The sequence below is a fragment of the Sorangium sp. So ce1504 genome, from assembly GCF_051521635.1.
GTDB lineage: Bacteria > Myxococcota_A > Polyangia > Polyangiales > Polyangiaceae > Sorangium > Sorangium cellulosum_B.
This window is the reverse complement of record NZ_CP150365.1, coordinates 12,420,543-12,439,056: the sequence shown is the minus strand read 5'-3', so window position 1 is coordinate 12,439,056 and position 18,514 is coordinate 12,420,543. Positions and strand designations below refer to the sequence as shown.

Sequence of the window (18,514 nt, the reverse complement as noted above, 5' to 3'; positions counted from 1 at the left end):
TGACACTCGGCACGTGACGAGCCCGGCACCGCGCACGCCCATGAGCACCCCCTCGACCCCTGCCTCCGACGAGGCCGTCCTCCGCGTCCGCAACCTCCACAAGTCCCACGCGCTCGGCGCGACGCCCATCGAGGTGCTCCGCGGCGTCGACCTCGACATCCACGCCGGCGAGATGTGCGCGATCATGGGCCCCTCCGGCGTCGGCAAGAGCACGCTGCTCTCGTGCGTCGCGGGCCTCGAGTCGCCCGATCGCGGCGAGATCCGCGTGCTCGGCGAGGACATGGCCGCCCTCGACGAGCACGGGCGGACGCTCCTGCGCCGCCGCCGCGTCGGCATCGTCTACCAGTTCTTCAACCTCGTCCCGACCCTCACCGGCTACGAGAACATCGTCCTCCCCTACCTCATCGACGGCGCCGCCCCCGACCACGACGCCGCGTCGCGCATGCTCGATCGCGTCGGCATGCGCGCCCGCGCCGAGCACCTGCCGTCGCAGATGTCCGGCGGCGAGATGCAGCTCATCTCCATCGCCCGCGCCCTCGTCCGCCGCCCCGCGCTCGTGCTCGCCGACGAGCCGACCGGCAACGTCAACGTCGCGACCGGCCGCCGCATCATGGCGCTGCTCGCCGACGCCCTCCGCGACGCCGGCAGCGCCATGCTCCTCGTCACGCACAACGCCGAGGACGCCGCCCGCGCCCACCGCGTCGTCTTCATGCGCGACGGCCTGCTCCTGCACGACGCCGCCCTCGCGGGCCCCGACGTCACCTCGGCCGCCGTCCACGATCGGCTGAAAGAGCTCGGCATCTGAATGCTGCTCCTCCTCCGCGCCCTCTTCCAGCCGCTCGTCCGCATCCTCGCCCTGCGCAACCTGCGCGCCGACCGCTTCGGCGCCATGGCCGCCGTGCTCGGCGTCGCCCTCGGCACGGCCACGGTCAACGTCGTCCTCATCCTCGACGTCGGGACGCGCGCCGTCGAGGCGAGGAGCGCCGTCACCAACCCCGACCTCCCCGTCTTCACCGATCAGACCATCACCCTGCGCGGCCTCCGCCCCGACGGGCAGCCCATCGACGCGGAGGACGCCCAGGAGGAGACCCACGAGGACTACGAGATCATGCGGTCCGCGATCCGCCTCGGCTCGCTCTCCGCGTTCCTCGTCGGCGCCCTCATCGTCTTCTTCACCTTCAACGTCGCCGTCGAGCGCCGCCGCCGCGAGATCGCCCTGCTGCGCAGCGCCGGCGCGCTGCCGCCGCAGGTCGCGGCGGTCTTCGTCCTCGAGGCCTTGCTGCTCGGCGTCGGCGGCGCCGCGCTCGGCCTGCTCGGGTCGATCCCGCTCGCGTACCTCGCCGCGAAGGCGGGCATCACGACGACGGGCCGCGCGCGCATTCCGCTCAACGCCATCGTCCTGCCCTGGAGCGCGATGCTGCTCGTCTGCGGCACCGGCGCCCTCACCGCGCTGCTCGGCGTCCTGCGCCCGGTGCGCGACGCGCTCCGCCTCGACATCGCGCGCGCCCTGCGCCCGCGCTTCGTCGAGGGCGGGGCCGAGCAGCGGCGGCGCATGCGCGGCGTCACGCTGCTCGCGCTGCCGTTCATGGTGCTCGTCTATGGCCTGCTGCGCCCGTTCTTCCAGGAGTCCGTCCCGCTGTTCGCCTTCTTCGTCCTCGAGGCGGGCCTCGCGTGCGCGGCGTTCCTCGCCGCCATCGTCTTCGTCCCGGACCTCGTCGCGCGCCTCGGCGCGCTCGCCGTCCGCCTCGCGCCGCGCCGCTGGGCCGCCGAGCGGCTCCTCCTGCGGCGCCGGGTCGAGCACAGCGGCCACGAGCTCGCCTGGAGCGTCGGCGGCGTGATGATGGTGTTCGCCCTCCTGCTCGCGCTGCACATCGCCACGGCGGCGCTCAAGCAGGAGGTCTCGGCCTGGGCCGGCCGCGCCCTCGCGCCCTACGCGTTCCTCTACCCGGACGAGCCGCTCGGCCACGCCGAGCGCCTGCTGCCGCGGTTGCCCGAGCGCCTCGTCGCGGCGCGCTTCTCGAGCCGCACCCCGTGGCCCAACGTCGCCTACGCCGTCCCCGCCGACGAGCTCCTCGCGCTCGCCGACGCCACGGGCCGCGCCGAGCCGATCGCGCTCGCCCGCCGCTTCGGCCCGGGCAAGGCGCTCGTCTCCACGATGATGGCCCGCCGCTTCGGCGTCGGCCCCGGCGACCTGCTCGAGGTGGGCGGCCGCGCCGGCGCGCGCCGCCTCGAGGTCGTCGGCATCACCGACGAGCTCGGCTACGTCCACGCGGCCGGCGCGTACCGCAACCTGCGCACGTACGCGGTCATCGACGCGTCCGACTTCCCGGTCATCTCCCCGTACGCGACCGCGATCGGCCACACCATCGCCCTCGCCGATCCCCGGACCGGCGCCGCGGCGGCGCGCGGCGGCTCGGCGACGCCGCCCTGGGCCGAGCTCCTCGCCGACGTGCCGCGCGCGCGCGACGTCCGGATGCAGACGGGGGCCGAGATCGAGGTCATCCGCCGGAAGGCGACGGGGCGCGACTTCGTGATCTTCGACATGATCCTCGGCTTCACGACCCTGCTCGCGGCGATCGGCGTCGCGAACCAGATGGTCCTGGCGCTGCACGCGCGGCGCCGGGAGCTCGCGCTGCACCGCGTGCTCGGCATGACGGCGGGGCAGGTCCGCCGGATGGTCCTGATGGAGGGCGCGCTGGTGGGCGCGCTGGGCGGCGCGCTGGCCGTGCTGCTCGGGATCCCCCTGGGCTCCGCGGCGCTCGGCGCGCTGCGCACGGTGTCGACCTTCGAGGTCGAGTTCCATATCCCGCCGGAGTACGGCCTGTTCACGGCGCTCGGCGCGACCGCGGTGGCGCTCTTCGCGTCGCTCTATCCCGCGCGGAGCGCGGGGCGGAGCAACGCGGCGGAGTCGGTCCACTACGAGTGACCACGAGCAGGAGCGCGCGCCCGTCCTTCACGAAACTCGCCCGGCCGTCGCGGGCTCTTCTCCCCCGATCGCCCTCGGCGGGACGCCGCGAAGCGCTCGGACGCGGCGCTTGCGCAGAGGCGTTCAGCATGACAAGCCACGTGGCATATCGTGGGCGCGACCACATCCCCGCGGGCATGTGCGACGGTGCTTCCGGCGCGTTCACCGCAACGGGCATGTCGCTCTCGAAAATAACTGTCACGGACAGCCTCGCTAGCCGTTGACGGCGAGCCAGCGCGCTCAGCGTCCCTGGCGTTGACGTGCGCTCTCCGCGCCCGCCGGGATGGGCCGCCGCGCCGCGCGGCGCGCCCGCTCATGAAAATCGCTCAGGCCGGACACGGAGAGCGGGACATCGGTGTGCTCGCGTCGCGGCGACCCCGGAGGAGGTGAGCCTCTCCTTGGCACAGCGGTGCTCCGCTCGACTTCTGCGCTCGCTCCTTGCTCCTGGTGGTGACTGACAGCGACGGATCGACCCTCGTCCGAGAGGAGGAATGTGTGTTATTGGACCAGCGGTTTTTGCAGATCTGGATCGGAGCCCTGCTCGCGCTCGCCTCCGCTCCAGCCGGAGCGACGCTGCCCCCGGCCAGCACCGCCCGCTCCGAGGCGGGCTGGGGATATCACCCTCCTCCGGAGGAGCGCGCAGTGTCCTCCCAGGGTTTCTGCAGCCTTGATCTACCCTACACCGAGCCGCCCTTCCTGGCAGACCAGACGACCGGCATCGCCTGCCCCGGTTACGCCACGCAGTCGCCGATCTGCACGGGGCCTTTCTGCCCAGCCAGCGGCGTTTGCCCGGGGACGAGGACGCTGCACGAGGACCTGAATGCTTGCCAGGGGGCGGCCTGCTGCCTGCCAGGCTCCGTCGACCCGGACGGCGTGGTCGACGTCCTGCCCTACCTGGCGAGGCCGGCGGAATCGCCCTTCTCCGCCGACGCATCCGTCGACCGCAGCACGAACGTCGACGACAGCCCGGGCATCGCGACGGCCATCGAGTGCGCGGCGTCGCTGAGCGCCAGCAGGCGCACCGTGGCTTTCGCTGCCGGGCGTTACGTGCTGCGCACCCCGCTGCGGCCTCACCATGACGCGCTCACCCTGGAGGGGCCGGAGCTGTCTCCCGAGGCCAGCCCGGGCGATCCCCGGACCGCGACCCTCGTGGCGATCCCCTGCAATCCGGAGCAGTACCCCGGGGCCATCCAGGTCACCAGGGTCGTCAAGCCGGACGGGACCATCATCAGCGCGGTCCGGGGGCTCTGGATCCGCAATCTGCAGATCGCGGTCACGGAGGGGCCACGCAGGACGGCGAACAGCGGCATCCAGCTGAACACCTGCTCGGACTGCAAGGTGGAGAACGTCATCATGCGCTACTCGCCCCTTGTTCCCCAGCTACCTTCCTGCAAGCCGAGCAACCTGGAGGGCATCGGCTTCACCTGGGGCTCCGGGGGCGTCATCCGGAACGTGCTCGTGGATGGCTTCTCGAAGAGCGGCATCTACCTGTCATCCATCGCCGGGTACCACGACACGCCGCCCATCCTCGTGGAGAACTGCGAGATCAGGAACATCAACGGCCCGATCGGCGCCAGCGGGATCAAGATCGTCACCGCCAACGTGACCGTGCGAAACTGCCATGTCCACCACAACATGATCCATCCCGGCGACGGCTCCACCTCGGTCAGCGGCGGGCATGGCCTCTGGATCTCCACCCAGATCTCCCCTGGGCCCGGGATCCCGAGCCCGGTGCCGGATAACGTCGTGGTCAAGGACAGCTACTTTCATCACAACGGCGGCGCCGGCGTCGTGCTCGCGAGCCCCATCGAGGACGAACGTCCGACGGGGATCCTGATCAAGAGGGTCAAGTTCGCTTACAACGGGAGCCATGGCGTCCACGTGCAGGCAGGCGCCGGCGTGGCGTTCTGGGACGTCTGGTCCTGGGGAAACGCGCTCTACGGCGTGCTCCTGAGCTCGCGGACGACGCTGCCCGCGACCTCGGCCCGGGTAGAGGATGTGACCCTGGAGAACCTGCTCGTCTTCGACAACGCCCTGCGCTTCGCGTCGGGCTCCTTTCCCGGCATCAGGATCGAGGCCAGCGACGTCACGATCCGCGGCGGCACGGTGGCTCGCTGCGAGCCCTGGCGCGGGATGCAGTCGCGATCCATCCAGCAGCAATGCTGGCTGTCGGGGCCGGCCGGCGCGCAGGTGCTCTTTCAGCCGGAAGAGAACGTCATCTCGGACGTGAGCACCTACGGCACGAGCGCGCCGGAAGTGCTGGCGTGCCCTTATTGACGAGCGGCGGGGGCCCGCGCTGCGCCGCCTCACTTCCCTCGCCTGCGCCGGCGGGGGGCCGGCCGGCGGCGCGTCGTCGCCTCGGCGGCGAACGGCCTGTCGCCGAGGCGCAGCGCGCTCCGCTGCTCCGGGTCGAGCCGCTTCACCGCCGCCCGGAAGTCCTCCCGGGCCAGCCGTAGCCGGTTCTGCCCCGTGTTCTCGTTGATCTGGAGCTCCCGGGCGATGTCCACCACCGGGATGTCCAGCATGTCGTGCATCACCAGCATGACCCGCCGCTGCGGGTCGAGGCTGGCGAGCAGCGCGTCGACCACCTCGGCCCGCTCCATCGCCTCCAGCCGCTGCTCCAGACGGGGCCGGCTGTCGACGCCGGCGGAGATCGCGGTGAGCCGCAGGCCGTCCGGGATCTCGCGGCGCCGATAGGCCCGGTCGCGGTAGTGGCTGACCTGCCGCCACGCGATCCCGTAGAGCCACCGGTAGAGCGAGTCCCACACCCGCCGCGGCTGCCCCTCCCCGATCCACGGGAGCACCGCGCTGAGCGGCACCGGCTCGTGGTCCTCGTCCTCGAAGTCGTCCTCGAAGAAGTCGTCCTCGTCGCGCCGCCCCTGCAACGCGCGCAGCAGGCGGCTCGCGTCGAAGGTCTCCAGATTGCGGTAAGCGGCGAGGAGGACGTCGTGCAGCACGTCCTCGCGATCGTTCGCCCCCACGCCAACCCCCCGGAGCAACCCGCGGAGGAAGGGAACGCCCACCTCGTGCACCACAGCGAAGCTGAGATGTTTGGCGCGGAGGTCATCCTCTGATCGTGATTCCACATATTATTTTTACTGACCCTCTTTCCGGGTCGTTTTGGAACCCTCCCCCGCGCGCCAAAACCTCTTATTTTGAAGCGTTTTTTGATGAGCTCACCAGCGACTGACGCGGTGTGAAACGCCGCGGCCCGCCGCGGTGGTGCGTGGTGCGCGCCAGCCCTCATGTCGCGTCCGGAGATCCGATGCTCCGTGACCAGAAGCCGTGACCTGCTGGCCGGGTATCGTGCAAGTTGTGCGTTTCTCCCGAGAAAACGCGGGCTGCGCCCTCCCGCCGGCCCCCCGCGCGCCGGCCTCGGCCGCGGCCCCGCGGGGCTTCCCCGGCGCCGTCACGCGGTCACCCGTCGCTCCCCCGCCGGGGCCGCCCCCTTGCCGCCCGCTCTCCCGGCCCGTAGGGTGACGGCGCCGTGCCCCTCACCCAGCTCCGCCGAAGCGCCGGCGCCGCCCCCCGCGACCTGACCGCCTTCCTGCCGACGACCCGGGAGGAGATGCGCGCGCGGGGCTGGGACGCGCTCGACATCCTGCTCGTCAACGGCGACGCTTACGTCGACCACCCCGCGTTCGGCGCCGCGATCATCGGCCGCTTCCTCGAGGGGCGCGGCTTCCGGGTCGGCATCGTCTCCCAGCCCCGCTACCAGGACACGAGCGACCTCCTGCGGATGGGCGTACCCCGGCTCATGGTCGGGGTCACCGCCGGCAACCTGGACTCGATGCTGAACAAGCTCACCGCGCAGAAGAAGGTCCGCAGCGAGGACCAGTACTCGCCGGGCGGGCAGGTGGGCCTCCGCCCCAACCGGGCCTCGATCGTCTACGCGAACCTCTGCCGCCAGGCGTTCCCCGGCGTCCCCATCGTCCTCGGCGGCATCGAGGCGTCGCTCCGGCGCATCGCGCACTACGACTACTGGTCCGACCAGGTCCGCCGCTCGGTCCTGCTCGACGCCAAGGCCGACATGCTCATCTTCGGCATGGGCGAGAAGGCCGTCTGGGAGGTCGCCGATCGCCTCCGGCGCGGCGAGCCCGTCCGGTCGATCCGCGACGTCAGGGGCACCGCCGTCCCCCTGCGCAAGGGCGAGTGGGAGCACATCGAGGGCTCGCGCTACGTCGCCGACGGCAAGACGGTGATCCTCCCGAGCTACGAGGAGGTGGCCGCGGACAGGGGCGCCTTCGCGGAGATGTCGCGCGCGTTCCAGTTCGAGACGAACCCCGGCAACGCCCGCCCGCTGCTCCAGGCGCACGGCGCCGAGGCGGTGTACTTCAACCCGCCCGCGTTCCCGCTGGAGACGGGCCAGATGGACGCGCTCTACGACCTGCCGTTCACGCGGGTGCCGCACTGGTCGTACGACGCGCCGATCCCCGCGTACGAGACGGTGAAGCACTCGGTCGTCACGATGCGCGGCTGCTTCGGCGGCTGCACGTTCTGCTCGATCACCGAGCACGAGGGGCGGGTCATCCAGTCGCGCTCGGCGGACAGCATCCTGCGCGAGGTGCGGGCGCTGCGGCGCATGGACGGCTTCCGCGGCGTGCTCAGCGACCTCGGCGGGCCGACCGCGAACATGTACCAGATGCGGTGCAAGGACGAGGCGATCGAGAACGCCTGCCGGCGGCTCTCGTGCGTCTTCCCGGAGGTCTGCGAGAACCTGAACACCGACCACGGCCCGCTGCTCAAGCTGATGAAGGCGGTGCGCGAGGAGCAGGGGATCAAGAAGGTCTTCATCGCCTCCGGCGTGCGCTACGACCTCGCGGAGCGGTCGCCCGAGTTCATCGAGGAGCTCGCCGCGCACCACACGGGGGGCCAGCTCTCGGTCGCCCCGGAGCACAACAAGAAGGACGTGCTCGACAAGATGAAGAAGCCGGGCATCGAGAGCTACGAGCGCTTCGCCGAGCAGTTCCGGTGCGCGAGCGAGGAGGCCGGCAAGAACCAGTTCCTCGTGCCCTACTTCATCTCGGGGCACCCCGGCTCGACGCTGCGGGACATGGTCGACCTCGCGATCTACCTGAAGAAGAGCGGGATGAGGCCGCGCCAGGTGCAGGATTTCATCCCGACGCCGATGTCGATGGCGGCCTGCATGTACCACACGGGGATCGACCCGCTCACGCGGGAGCCGGTGTACACGGCCAAGGACCTGCGCGAGAAGAAGCTCCAGAAGGCGCTGCTCCTCTACTGGGACCCGGCGCACCACGACGAGGCGCGGGAGGCCTTGATCAAGGCGGGCCGCGGGGATCTCATCGGCACGAAGCCGCACTGCCTCGTGCCGCCGGCGGCCGGCAAGGGGGCGCCGCCGCGCTACCTCGCCAAGGTCCGCGGGGAGCGCCGGGGGAAGCCAGCCGATGCGACACACCGCCGAAATCGATAGGGATCGGGCGTTCACCGCGAAGCTCGGCGATCGCGGCCTGTTCCCGCACCTCGCGCCGCTCGTCTACGTGAACCACGCGGGGATCTCGCCGCCGTCGCGGCCGGTGCGCCTCGCGATGATGGCGCTGCTCGACGACTACGCCGCGCAGGGGGCGGCCGCGTTCCCGGCGTGGTACGCGCAGCGGCTCCGCCTGCGGGAGAAGCTCGGCCGGCTCATCGGCGCCGACGCGCCAGGTGACGACATCGCGCTGGTCCAGAGCACGACGCGCGGGCTCACGGACATCGCGCTGTGCCTCCCCTGGCGGCCGCGCGACCGGGTGATCCTCTTCGAGGGGGAGTTCCCGGCCAACGTGACCCCGTGGCAGCGCGCGGCCGCGATCTTCGGCCTGGAGGTCGTCTTCCTGCCGCTCGGCGGCTTCGCGGACGGCAGCGGCTCGGGCCTCGCCCGGCTGGAGGGCGAGCTCAAGCGCGGGGCGCGGCTCGTCGCGGTGAGCGCTGTGCAGTTCCAGACCGGGCTCAGGATGCCGCTCGAGGCGATCGGCGCGCTCTGCCGCGCGCACGGCGCCGAGCTCTGCGTGGACGCCGTGCAGGCGGTCGGCGCGACGCCGGTGGACGTGGAGGCGGCCGGGGTCGATTACCTCGCGTGCGGCGGCCACAAGTGGCTGATGGGGCTGGAGGGCACGGGCTTCCTCTACATCCGCCGCGAGCGCCTGCCGTCGCTGCGCCCCGCGGTGGCGGGCTGGCTGAGCCACGAGGACGCCGTGAGCTTCCTGCTCCAGGGCCCGGGCAAGCTCCGGTACGACCGGCCGATCCGGCAGCGCGCCGACTTCGTCGAGGGCGGCAACCTCAATGCTGCGGGCTTCGCCGGGCTCGAGGCGGCGGTGGACCTGATCCTGCAGATCGGGGTCGAGCGGATCCACGAGCATGCGAACCGGTTCCTCGACCCGCTCGAGGAGGCGCTCCGGGAGCGCGGATGGGAGAGCCTGCGGCCGGGAGATCCGGCGCTGCGGGGTTGCTCGCTCGGGGTGAGGCCGCCAGGCGGCGCCCCGGTGGTCGAGCTGTACCGCGAGCTCACCCGCCTCGGGATCGCCTGCGCGATCCCGGACGGCGTGCTGCGCTTCTCGCCGCACTGGCCCAACGCGCTCGACGAGTGGGAGCAGGTGCTGCTGTCGGTCGACGAGGCGCTCGGGCGGATCGCGAAGGGGTGAATCGCGGATCGGCAGTTCGCTGAAGCGCGGCTGGGCGTGCCAGGCAGCCGCCGCCCTTCTGTCTTGCCGCCTTGCCCACCTCGTCGAGGTCGCTGACGTCCCTGGCTGCGAGCGGCAGGCCGAGGTGCGCATGCAGGGCTGCGTCGGAAGATGGCGCCGCTAGCTCGGCAACCCGGTCTCCTTGAACGTGACCCCGGTGGCGGCCATCGCTATTCCATCGATCTTACGCCGGACCCGTCCACCAAGATCCACTGCGTCACCTGTGTAGTCGAGCACGACGTTGATATGTGATTCATCGCTGCGTGAACACCGTCTCACGCAATGCTCTTGATACCCACCGGTTACCGCGTCAAGGCTCGACCTCGTCGCCCCGCTTCGACTCCTCGGATTCGATCCACTCTGCCAGTACTCTGACCAGCAGTGCCTGGGTGGAATCACCTTGTCGACGTGTAATTACGCTGAGACTTTGCCACAGGCTGGCTGACCGCGGATTGATTAGGATCGCACGCTCGATTGCAGCAAGCGCCGCATCGAGTTCGTCCGCACGGTCGAGGGCGATTGCGAGCTCTTGATGAACGAACTCGTTCCAGGGATATCTGACGACGGCATCGACTGCGATGCGACGAGCTCGTTGGGTGTCGCCTCCAGCATTTGCCTCGACCAAACGATAAAGAACGGCGCGGAGCTGCTCCGGGTCGGCCTCCTCCTCGCTTGTATCCAGGAAGCGCAGCTGGGGCTCGCGAAAAATTGCATTAGCGACGAGAACTGCTGTCTCCGCAGACAGAAAACTCCAACCCTTGGGAAGCACACCTTCGTTGCGCGACGCAAGCCACACGCGCAATGCGGCCGGCACAGCCCTCGTGTCGATTAGCTGCCTAATCTCACCTCCATCACTGGCACGGCTAACGAGCATCATCGCCTCAAAGATCGCAGGGTTGAACGCAAAAGGATGTCGAAATCTGGCTCGCAGTAGACGACTGTACCCCCCGGCGTCCGCCCGTATTTCTTCCAACGCTTCGGCAAGCGCCCTCGACGCTAGTCCCGACGCGCGTCGCCAAGCTACCGCGCAATGGTTGCAGAACGCGTCCAGAACGGTCTTCAGCTCGTACTGCGACATCAGCCAATCATCGTACCGGACAGCTTGTCGGGCAGCATCAACTCGGCCCATAACAGCGCTTGCGATCACGGCCATGATGTCGCGCGTCGCCCTGGAGGGCGTTGGACGCGGAACATTAATAGACTCGCCAACGATCTCCGGCGCAGACAGCTCGATCTTGCTCCACGGCTCTGTCGATTGCAAGTCGCGCCCCACAACCTGTGCGGGCACGGAATCAACGTTCTCGGTCAGCGTGGAGCTTGCCAAGATCCATTCCAACACCAACGCCAGACATGCCGGGTGGTTAACATATCCGTACTGCACAAGATCGAACACGTAATGTATTGCTCGCTCTACTCCATGCACTTTGGAAACGTGGAGCCATCCGCGCATGACGCGCTCCGCCATTGTGTACGGATTTTTCTTTGTCAACGACCAGGCTGCAACGGACGATGCAACGATCTGGGACGGCAGCAAGTATCCAGCAACATCGACGACGTAGCCACCAGCAAGTTCGCTCGATGGCCAATTTGCAGTGTTATACAAAAAAAGGAACTCGGCAGTCTTCAGGCGAAAAGCGTAGGCCGACAGTCGCCGATGACTCCATCGCCTCCAAATAGGATTTTGTAAAACCAACGATCTTAATGGCTTCATCGTTCGATACAGGATCAGTATCCAGAACTCCGATCTTTGTGGTTCTCCAAAGGAGGTTTTCGGCTATCCGAACAAGGCTCGGCGCCCGACATTTCAGACCGAGCACCGGCTATTTCCCCTTCACGAATCGATCGATGACAGCGGCAACGAGATCGGTCTTGAATTGGGCGAGTCCAAAGAAAGCGTTCTTTACATGTTCCCGCATCTCTGTGCGACCGCCTCGCGTATACAAGATTCCTCTACCAGCCACGGTGCTAGCAAGCGCGGACGAGAACTCTGGCGTCCGCGATGCGACGCGTGCGCTGTCGAAGAGCAGCTGCATTCGCCGGGTCAAGCCGATGAGATCGGTGCAGTCCGCACAACTCACGAACACCGGCTCGCAAGGGCTCGCGATTCGAGTAAAAAACAGAATTCCTGGGAAATGCGGTAGCGCTTTTTGAGGGAAGCATGCACGCGCCAGAGCAATCGCCGGATGCAAGGATGTGTTGAGGCACAGTCCGCCGATATCTGTCATCGCGTCGGCGGGCTTTGGCCATCGTGCGCCGTCATCGGCGATAAAGAGTGCCAGGGTTTCATGCCCGGCATCCGTCGCCAATGCGTCGGAGGCAATATAGGACTTCATCACCTCGTCACGCGATGGCAAGAAGCAGAGAAATGCATAGACGCCGTCGTGCGCTCGATCGAGCCGCTCAAGCACCTCCGGACGGAAGAAATTTTCCCAACTGTCGACCTGACCGGCAAAATTCCGTCCTCCTCGTTCGTCAACGTCAGCATTCTCAGCCAGCGTGCGCAATGAAACTACGGACATGGTATCCTCCCTACACGACGACGCACCATCGTACGAGAGTATGGTACTTCACCGCAAGTTCTGCAGACGCCAGAATCGCTGAGCCCTGACATGCAGCACTTCTGCTCACTGCCATCGGGCGGCGAGGACCCCAACCTGGGTCGATCCACGTCCTCGACCTCAGTCGGGTCGCAGTCGTTGCACTCACACGCCCGAAGTCCTCACCGGGGGAAGCCAGCCGATGGACATACCGCCGAAACCGATAGGGGTCGGGCCTTCGCCGCGAAGCTGGGTGCCCGCAGCCTGTTCCTGCATCTGGCGCCGCTCGTGTACGTGAACCACGCGGAGATCTCGCCGCTGTCGCGGCCGGTGCGCCTCGCGATGATGGCGCTGCTCGACGACTACGCCGCAAGGGGGCGGCCGCGTTCCCGGCGTGGAGCGCGTAGCGGCTCCGCCTGAGGGAGAAGCTCGGCCTTTCGTGCTCCGTCGCGCGCCGGAAGGCTTCGTACCCGCGCCGAGAAGTCTCGAACGCGCGCCGGACGCTGTCTTCGTAGAACCGCCGCAGCACCTCGAGCGAGCCGGCCCCACGGGATCCGCATGCAGCTTGAGGTTGCGCTCGGCCGGCAATCCGTAGAACTCCACCACGATCCCGCTCGCTATCCAGGCGACCGGGTCGACGCTGAGCTGTCGCAGCACCGCGTCTTTGGCCTCTAGCTCGATCGCGGCGTCCGCGCGGCGGAGCTCCACGAGGGTGCGCTCCCTGCCGTCGCCAGCCGAGCGCCCACAAACGTCGCGATGCGGCGGCGCCCGCTCACCGCTCCCGCTCGTAATGGAGCCTGGCCCTCTCCACGACGTCCCAGTCCCGCTCGGTCTCGGCCGCGAGATCCGCGGTGAACAGCGTGAGCCCCAGATGCCGTTGTCGCGCCTGCGGAACGGGTACCGCGTGCCGCGCGGCGTCTCGACCGTGGCCCGCTCGCCCGTCACCTCGACCTTCCCGATGCCGGACAGGTCGCGCCGGAGGCGCGCGTCGAAGCCCTGCTTCGTGGCCATGTCGACCCACACGTCGCCCCCGTCTTCGGCCAACGCGTGCACGCGCGACTGCTCCAGCAGGCGCGCGCACTCCGGCTCCGGGTAGCTCGCCTCGACCCGCTCGCGCGCCTTCCGTCGGTAGTCCCGGATAGTGTAGGCCGCGTGCTGCGCCCGGTCCTCAAGGTACGAGAAGCACGCGCGCGGGTCGCTGACGCCGATGCTGTACACGAAATCGATAGGGATCGGGCGTTCGCGCCGCGAAGCTCGGCGATCGCGGCCTGTTCCCGCACCTCGCGCCGCTCGTCTACGTGAACCACGCGGGGATCTCGCCGCCGTCGCGGCCGGTGCGCCTCGCGATGATGGCGGGAGAAGCTCGGCCGGCTCATCGGCGCCGCGGCGGCTGACGACATCGCGCTGGTCCAGAGCACGACGCGCGGGCTCACGGACATCGCGCTGTGCCTCCCCTGGCGGCCGCGCGACCGGGTGATCCTCTTCGAGGGGGAGTTCCCGGCCAACGTGACCCCGTGGCAGCGCGCGGCCGCGATCTTCGGCCTGGAGGTCGTCTTCCTGCCGCTCGGCGGCTTCGCGGACGGCAGCGGCTCGGGCCTCGCCCAGCTGGAGGGCGAGCTCAAGCGCGGCGCGCGGCTCGTCGCGGTGAGCGCTGTGCAGTTCCAGACCGGGCTCAGGATGCCACTCGCGGCGATCGGCGCGCTCTGCCGCGCGCACGGCGCCGAGCTCTGCGTGGACGCCGTGCAGGCGGTCGGCGCGACGCCGGTGGACGTCGAGGCGGCCGGGGTCGATTACCTCGTGTGCGGCGGCCACAAGTGGCTGATGGGGCTGGAGGGCACGGGCTTCCTCTACATCCGCCGCGAGCGCCTGCCGTCGCTGCGCCCCGCGGTGGCGGGCTGGCTGAGCCACGAGGACGCCGTGAGCTTCCTGCTCCAGGGCCCGCGCAAGCTCCGGTACGACCGGCCGCTCCGGCAGCGCGCCGACTTCGTCGAGGGCGGCAACCTCAACGCCGCGGGCTTCGCCGGGCTCGAGGCGGCGGTGGACCTGATCCTGCAGATCGGGATCGAGCGGATCCACGAGCATGCGAACCGGTTCCTCGACCCGCTCGAGGAGGCGCTCCGGGAGCGCGGATGGGAGAGCCTGCGGCCAGGAGATCCGGCGCTGCGGGGTTGCTCGCTCGGGGTGAGGCCGCCGGGCGGCGCCTCGGTGGTCGAGCTGTACCGCGAGCTCACCCGCCTCGGGATCGCCTGCGCGATCCCGGACGGCGTGCTGCGCTTCTCGCCGCACTGGCCCAACGCGCTCGACGAGTGGGAGCAGGTGCTGCTGTCGGTCGACGAGACGCACGGGCGGATCGCGACGAGGTGAGTCGGCGTCGCTCGCGGTGCGTCGGGCGATGCCGCCGCGATGAGACCTGAGAAAGCCGTGCGCCGAGACGCTGCAGCGCATGGCTCTCTCAGGTTTCATCGCGATGAGCGCGGTCAGGACCTCCTCGACGCGCTCTCCTGTGCTGACTGGCCGTGACGGCAGAATGCGCCTTTCAGGTGCTGTGGCCGGGTCAGCGATGGTGAGGGAGATCCTCACGCGGCTGAGCCTCCCACTGGAAGCTCCGGAATACCGAGCCCGTGAACCTACGGAAGGGCTTGAAATCAGCTTGCTGGCGGGCCGGGGATGTTCACGCTAGCCTGAAGCATGAACATGACGCGGCACAAGCACCTCAAGCTGGACCAGTCCAAGATTGATCGAGCCAAAAAGCTCCTCGGCGCGAAGACGGAGCAGGAGACGATCGAGCGGGCGCTCGATCTCGTCCTCGGCGAGGAACCGATCCTGAAGGTCCACCGGCGCGTCAAGGCGGTCGGCGGCTTCGAAGACGCTCTTCGATGATCCTCCGCAAGGTCCTCCTCGATACGAACCTGTACATCGGCTGGCTGAACCGGGGGATCCACGAGGACCTGATGATAGGGCCGGGACTCGTCCGGTATCTCTCCGCCGTCGTGCAGATGGAGCTCCGCGCCGGCGCCACGACCCTCCCGGCGCGGCGGGCCGTCGATCATCTCTGCCGCGCGTACAGGGGCGCCGGACGGATCGTCGCCCCAGACGCCGAGGTCTTCGACCATGCCGGACGAACGTTGCGGCGGCTCCGCGAGGCGGGGCGTGAGGTGCGCCGAGCCTCGCTGGTCAATGACGTGTTGATCGCGCTCTCGGCACGTTCTCTCGGCGCCACCGTCCTGACAGCCGACGAGGACTACGATGCGATTCGGGCCGTCCTCGACTTCAAGCTGGAGCGGATCGTCACCTGAGCGCGCCTCGGCGGCGCTGCCCGCTGAGACCCTCACCCACACCGTCACGCCCGGGGATGTCGTTATCCGTTCTGTCGACATGTCGCATTCAGTGCTGCGGCTGTCTGACATCCACGCATTGCAGGGCCCCCCTTCACACCACGGCCTATCGAGGTGGCGCCTTCCCTCAACGCCATCGATGTTCGCCCTCCTTGACACGCGCGAAACCGAAGCGGACGATGAGAACGGCAAATAAGGACGGGACCGTCCTTCACGTGACCTAACCATCCGCGTGCGCTCGTGCGCTGGCGGGCTCCGCAAGGCGCTCGACAGCAGCGAGCCGCTGTGGACCGCCTTCCAATCCAAGCTCGGGTCATTGGCTCCGGCGCCGCACACGCCGCCGGTCCGTCAGGGTCTACCACCGACAGGGAGAGCCACATGCCGCGTCATAGAACATCCATTCATGCACTCTTGTTTTGCATCACCGCCGTCACGTCGTGCAGCGCGGAGGTTGATCCAGCGAGCACGGACAGCGCCGAGGAAACTCGGCCTCACGGGCAGCAGGGGCCCGACGCCGCGTCCCTGGAGCGCCGCGCGGCGTTCATCGCGACAGTTCAGAGACAGGCGTCTTCTGCGTACAATGTAAGCCTCAACACGGCGGGCGCGCGCGCCGGGGTGAGCGCTCTGAATCCGGCGCACGGCCTCGTCTCCGAGTTCACGTCGGCCGGCGTCGCCGTGACCCGCGAGAGCTCGGTGAGCGCGGGTCGAATCACGATGAAGCTCGCGCGTTATGGCTGCGAGGGGGAGCTCGTCCCCCTGGACGTCGCGGCCGAACCGCGCGGATCAAACAACCGCGTCGAGCTCAGGCACCTAGCCCGGTCCGCGGGCCTGAGCGTCACGGAGTGGTACCTGAACGGCCCCCTCGGGCTGGAGCAGGGCTTCTCCCTGGATTCGCCGCCTCCATGCCGTCGCGACGGCGAAGGCAAGGTGGAGCTCGAGATCGCGCTCGGGGGGGATCTCTCGCCGGAGCTATCGGAGGACGGCCAGTCGGTGGCGCTTTTGGACGAGGCCGGCGCGGCCGTGCTGCGGTATGCCGATCTCGTCGTTCAGGACGCGCGCGGGAGCGTGCTTCCGGCGGAGATCAAGCTGAGCGACGCGAGCCTCTCGATCGTGGTGGACGACACCGGCGCGGCCTATCCGCTCGAGGTCGACCCGCTCATCGCCACCGAGCAACAGGTGCTCTACGCCAGCAATGCTGCGAGCAACGACGGTTTCGGGTGGTCCGTGGCCATCTCGGGGAACACCGCGGTGGTTGGCAGCCTGGACGCCGAAGCAGCCTACGTGTTCGTGCGCGACGGCGCGTCGTGGACCCAGGCGGCCGTGCTCACGCCCAGCGATGGTCTGCCGGGCGATCGCTTCGGCGCGTCCGTCGCCATCGACGGGGATACGATCGTCGTCGGAACCTTCTCTTATCCGGCGAATCACGGCGCTGCGTACGTGTTCGCACGCAGCGGCAACGTGTGGCAGGAGCAGCAAAAGCTCGTCGCGCAGGACAACCCGCGCCGCGACAACTGGTTCGGATATGCCGTCGCCATATCGGGCAGCACGATCATGGTCGGGGCGCCCTACGACAGCGGCCTGACGCATGATGGTCCCGGCGCTGCGTACATCTTCGCCCGGAGCGGGGCCGCGTGGGCGCAGCAGGCCAAGCTCGTACCCAGCACCGACACCTTCGACCAAGGCTCGACCGTCGCCCTGGACGGCGACACCGCGGCCACGGGTGGAGAATGCGATGATGGGGTTGACTTCAACGCGGGCTGGGATCGTCCGTGTCAGGTTCACGTATTTGCCCGTGCCGGCAACACCTGGTCCGAACAAGCCGTTCTTTACCCGCCGATAGGAGCGACACCACACTACAGGTTCGGCGCCTCGCTCTCGTTGAGCGCGGAGACGCTGGCGGTCGGCACCACCGTCTACGATGAGCGCGGCCCCGACAGGACAGCCGCCGTTGTCTTCGCGCGCAGCGAGGGCGCGTGGACCCAGCAGGCCATGCTGTACCGCAACGAGGTCGACACGCCGGACTATGGCGGCTGGGGTCGCAGCGCCAGCGTCGCCGTGTCCGGGGACAGGTTGATCCTGGGCGGAAGTCACGACGGCGGGCAGGGACCGAGGATCTTCGCCAGGACCGGCGGCGTATGGACGCCGCAGAGCAAGGTCGAGAGCTCCACGTGGAACACGTGGGATGTTCGTGTAGCGCTCTCGGGAGACACGCTGATCGCCGGTACATGGGCCGATGGCGTTCGCGGCGAGGGCGCAGGCGCCGCTCACGTCTTCCAGGTGAAAGAGGTTCTGCCGGCTCACCTCGTGGGAGCCCGCGCGTTCGTCGAACATGCCGCCGACACGCCGTTCGTGCTCGACGCCCTCGACACCAACAGGTTCGCGACGCCGAGCAGCATCAACTGGACGAACTTCACCGGGGCCACGCAGGGCGCGTCGCTGTTCACCCTGTCCCTCTTGCACGAGGATCCCACGCTGACGACCTCGATCGTCCGCGGCTGGTGGGGATCCACGAGCCCCACGTCCGCGAGCCTGTACGGCCACGTGGTCGCAGGGAACCACTTCAAGCGGATCTCGAAGATCGGCGACATTCTGCCTGGCGATCTGCTGGTCATCAACTACACGGACGGCGGCTCGGGACACACGGCGATCGTCGATGCGTACCCGACCGCCATCGCGCCGGCCATCGAGCCCGCCGTCTCCGGCACGACCCAGTATTCGCTCCGGGTCATCGACTCGACAAGCACCGCCCACGGGTGCGCCACGGACCCGAGCACGGGAGACACGCGATGGGTGCCGGCCGATCCCACCAAGCCGTGCCGCGGCGGGAGCACGGATGGCGGGGCGGGCAGGGGCACCATGCGTCTTTACGCCGTCTCCCCGGGCCAGGCGAACGCCGGGGACCTCACCGGGTACAGCTGGAGTCTCACGTCGGGCTCCGCGTACTTCCCGCAGACCGGCGCGCGGCCCCACGCGTTCGGGCGGCTCGTCCGCTAACCT

At 69.0% G+C, this 18,514-nt stretch carries 11 protein-coding genes and 1 pseudogene; 9 read left to right on the top strand and 3 right to left on the bottom strand.

Annotated elements, in window-relative coordinates; genetic code table 11:
* Positions 1–40 precede the first annotated feature (40 nt).
* The 3 genes from WMF39_RS46865 (at position 41) to WMF39_RS46855 (ending at position 5,242) form a co-directional block, all read left to right on the top strand.
* Entirely contained in the window at positions 41–805 is a 765-nt protein-coding gene (locus tag WMF39_RS46865) for an ABC transporter ATP-binding protein (RefSeq protein WP_437742922.1), read from the top strand.
* Entirely contained in the window at positions 806–2,926 is a 2,121-nt protein-coding gene (locus WMF39_RS46860) for an FtsX-like permease family protein (protein WP_437742921.1), read from the top strand.
* A gap of 681 nt (positions 2,927–3,607) precedes the next feature.
* Positions 3,608–5,242, top strand: a complete 1,635-nt coding sequence (locus tag WMF39_RS46855; RefSeq protein WP_437742920.1) for a right-handed parallel beta-helix repeat-containing protein — start codon at positions 3,608–3,610, stop codon at positions 5,240–5,242.
* Between the two features lie 29 nt (positions 5,243–5,271).
* Here WMF39_RS46855 and WMF39_RS46850 read toward each other — a convergent pair whose 3' ends face one another.
* Positions 5,272–5,988: an RNA polymerase sigma factor gene (locus WMF39_RS46850; protein ID WP_437742919.1), complete on the bottom strand. Its 717-nt coding sequence runs from the start codon at positions 5,986–5,988 to the stop codon at positions 5,272–5,274.
* 464 nt (positions 5,989–6,452) lie between these two features.
* Here WMF39_RS46850 and WMF39_RS46845 point away from each other — a divergent pair, with 464 nt between their 5' ends.
* A complete protein-coding gene (locus WMF39_RS46845) occupies positions 6,453–8,399 on the top strand; it encodes a YgiQ family radical SAM protein (RefSeq protein ID WP_437742918.1) in 1,947 nt (648 codons plus the stop codon).
* Positions 8,374–9,606 (top strand): aminotransferase class V-fold PLP-dependent enzyme, encoded by a 1,233-nt coding sequence (locus WMF39_RS46840; protein WP_437742917.1) that lies wholly within the window; start codon positions 8,374–8,376, stop codon positions 9,604–9,606. The genes WMF39_RS46845 and WMF39_RS46840 overlap by 26 nt, the downstream gene beginning before the upstream one ends.
* A gap of 349 nt (positions 9,607–9,955) precedes the next feature.
* Here the strand turns inward: WMF39_RS46840 and WMF39_RS46835 are convergent, their stop codons facing one another.
* A complete protein-coding gene (locus WMF39_RS46835) occupies positions 9,956–11,356 on the bottom strand; it encodes a hypothetical protein (RefSeq protein ID WP_437742916.1) in 1,401 nt (466 codons plus the stop codon).
* A 109-nt stretch (positions 11,357–11,465) separates the two neighbouring features.
* A complete protein-coding gene (locus WMF39_RS46830) occupies positions 11,466–12,164 on the bottom strand; it encodes a hypothetical protein (RefSeq protein ID WP_437742915.1) in 699 nt (232 codons plus the stop codon).
* Positions 12,165–13,547: 1,383 nt separating this feature from the next.
* On the opposite strand from WMF39_RS46830, the pseudogene WMF39_RS46825 reads away from it, so the two are divergent.
* The 4 genes and pseudogenes from WMF39_RS46825 to WMF39_RS46810 all read left to right on the top strand — a co-directional run.
* A pseudogene (locus tag WMF39_RS46825) lies at positions 13,548–14,546 on the top strand (aminotransferase class V-fold PLP-dependent enzyme); the annotation flags it as partial.
* A gap of 330 nt (positions 14,547–14,876) precedes the next feature.
* A complete protein-coding gene (locus WMF39_RS46820; RefSeq protein WP_433930775.1) occupies positions 14,877–15,062 on the top strand; it encodes a hypothetical protein in 186 nt (61 codons plus the stop codon).
* Complete coding sequence (locus WMF39_RS46815) at positions 15,059–15,478, top strand: type II toxin-antitoxin system VapC family toxin (RefSeq protein ID WP_437742914.1); 420 nt, start codon at positions 15,059–15,061, stop codon at positions 15,476–15,478. The genes WMF39_RS46820 and WMF39_RS46815 overlap by 4 nt, the downstream gene beginning before the upstream one ends.
* 450 nt (positions 15,479–15,928) lie before the next feature.
* Positions 15,929–18,511, top strand: a complete 2,583-nt coding sequence (locus tag WMF39_RS46810; RefSeq protein WP_437742913.1) for a hypothetical protein — start codon at positions 15,929–15,931, stop codon at positions 18,509–18,511.
* Positions 18,512–18,514 lie beyond the last annotated feature (3 nt).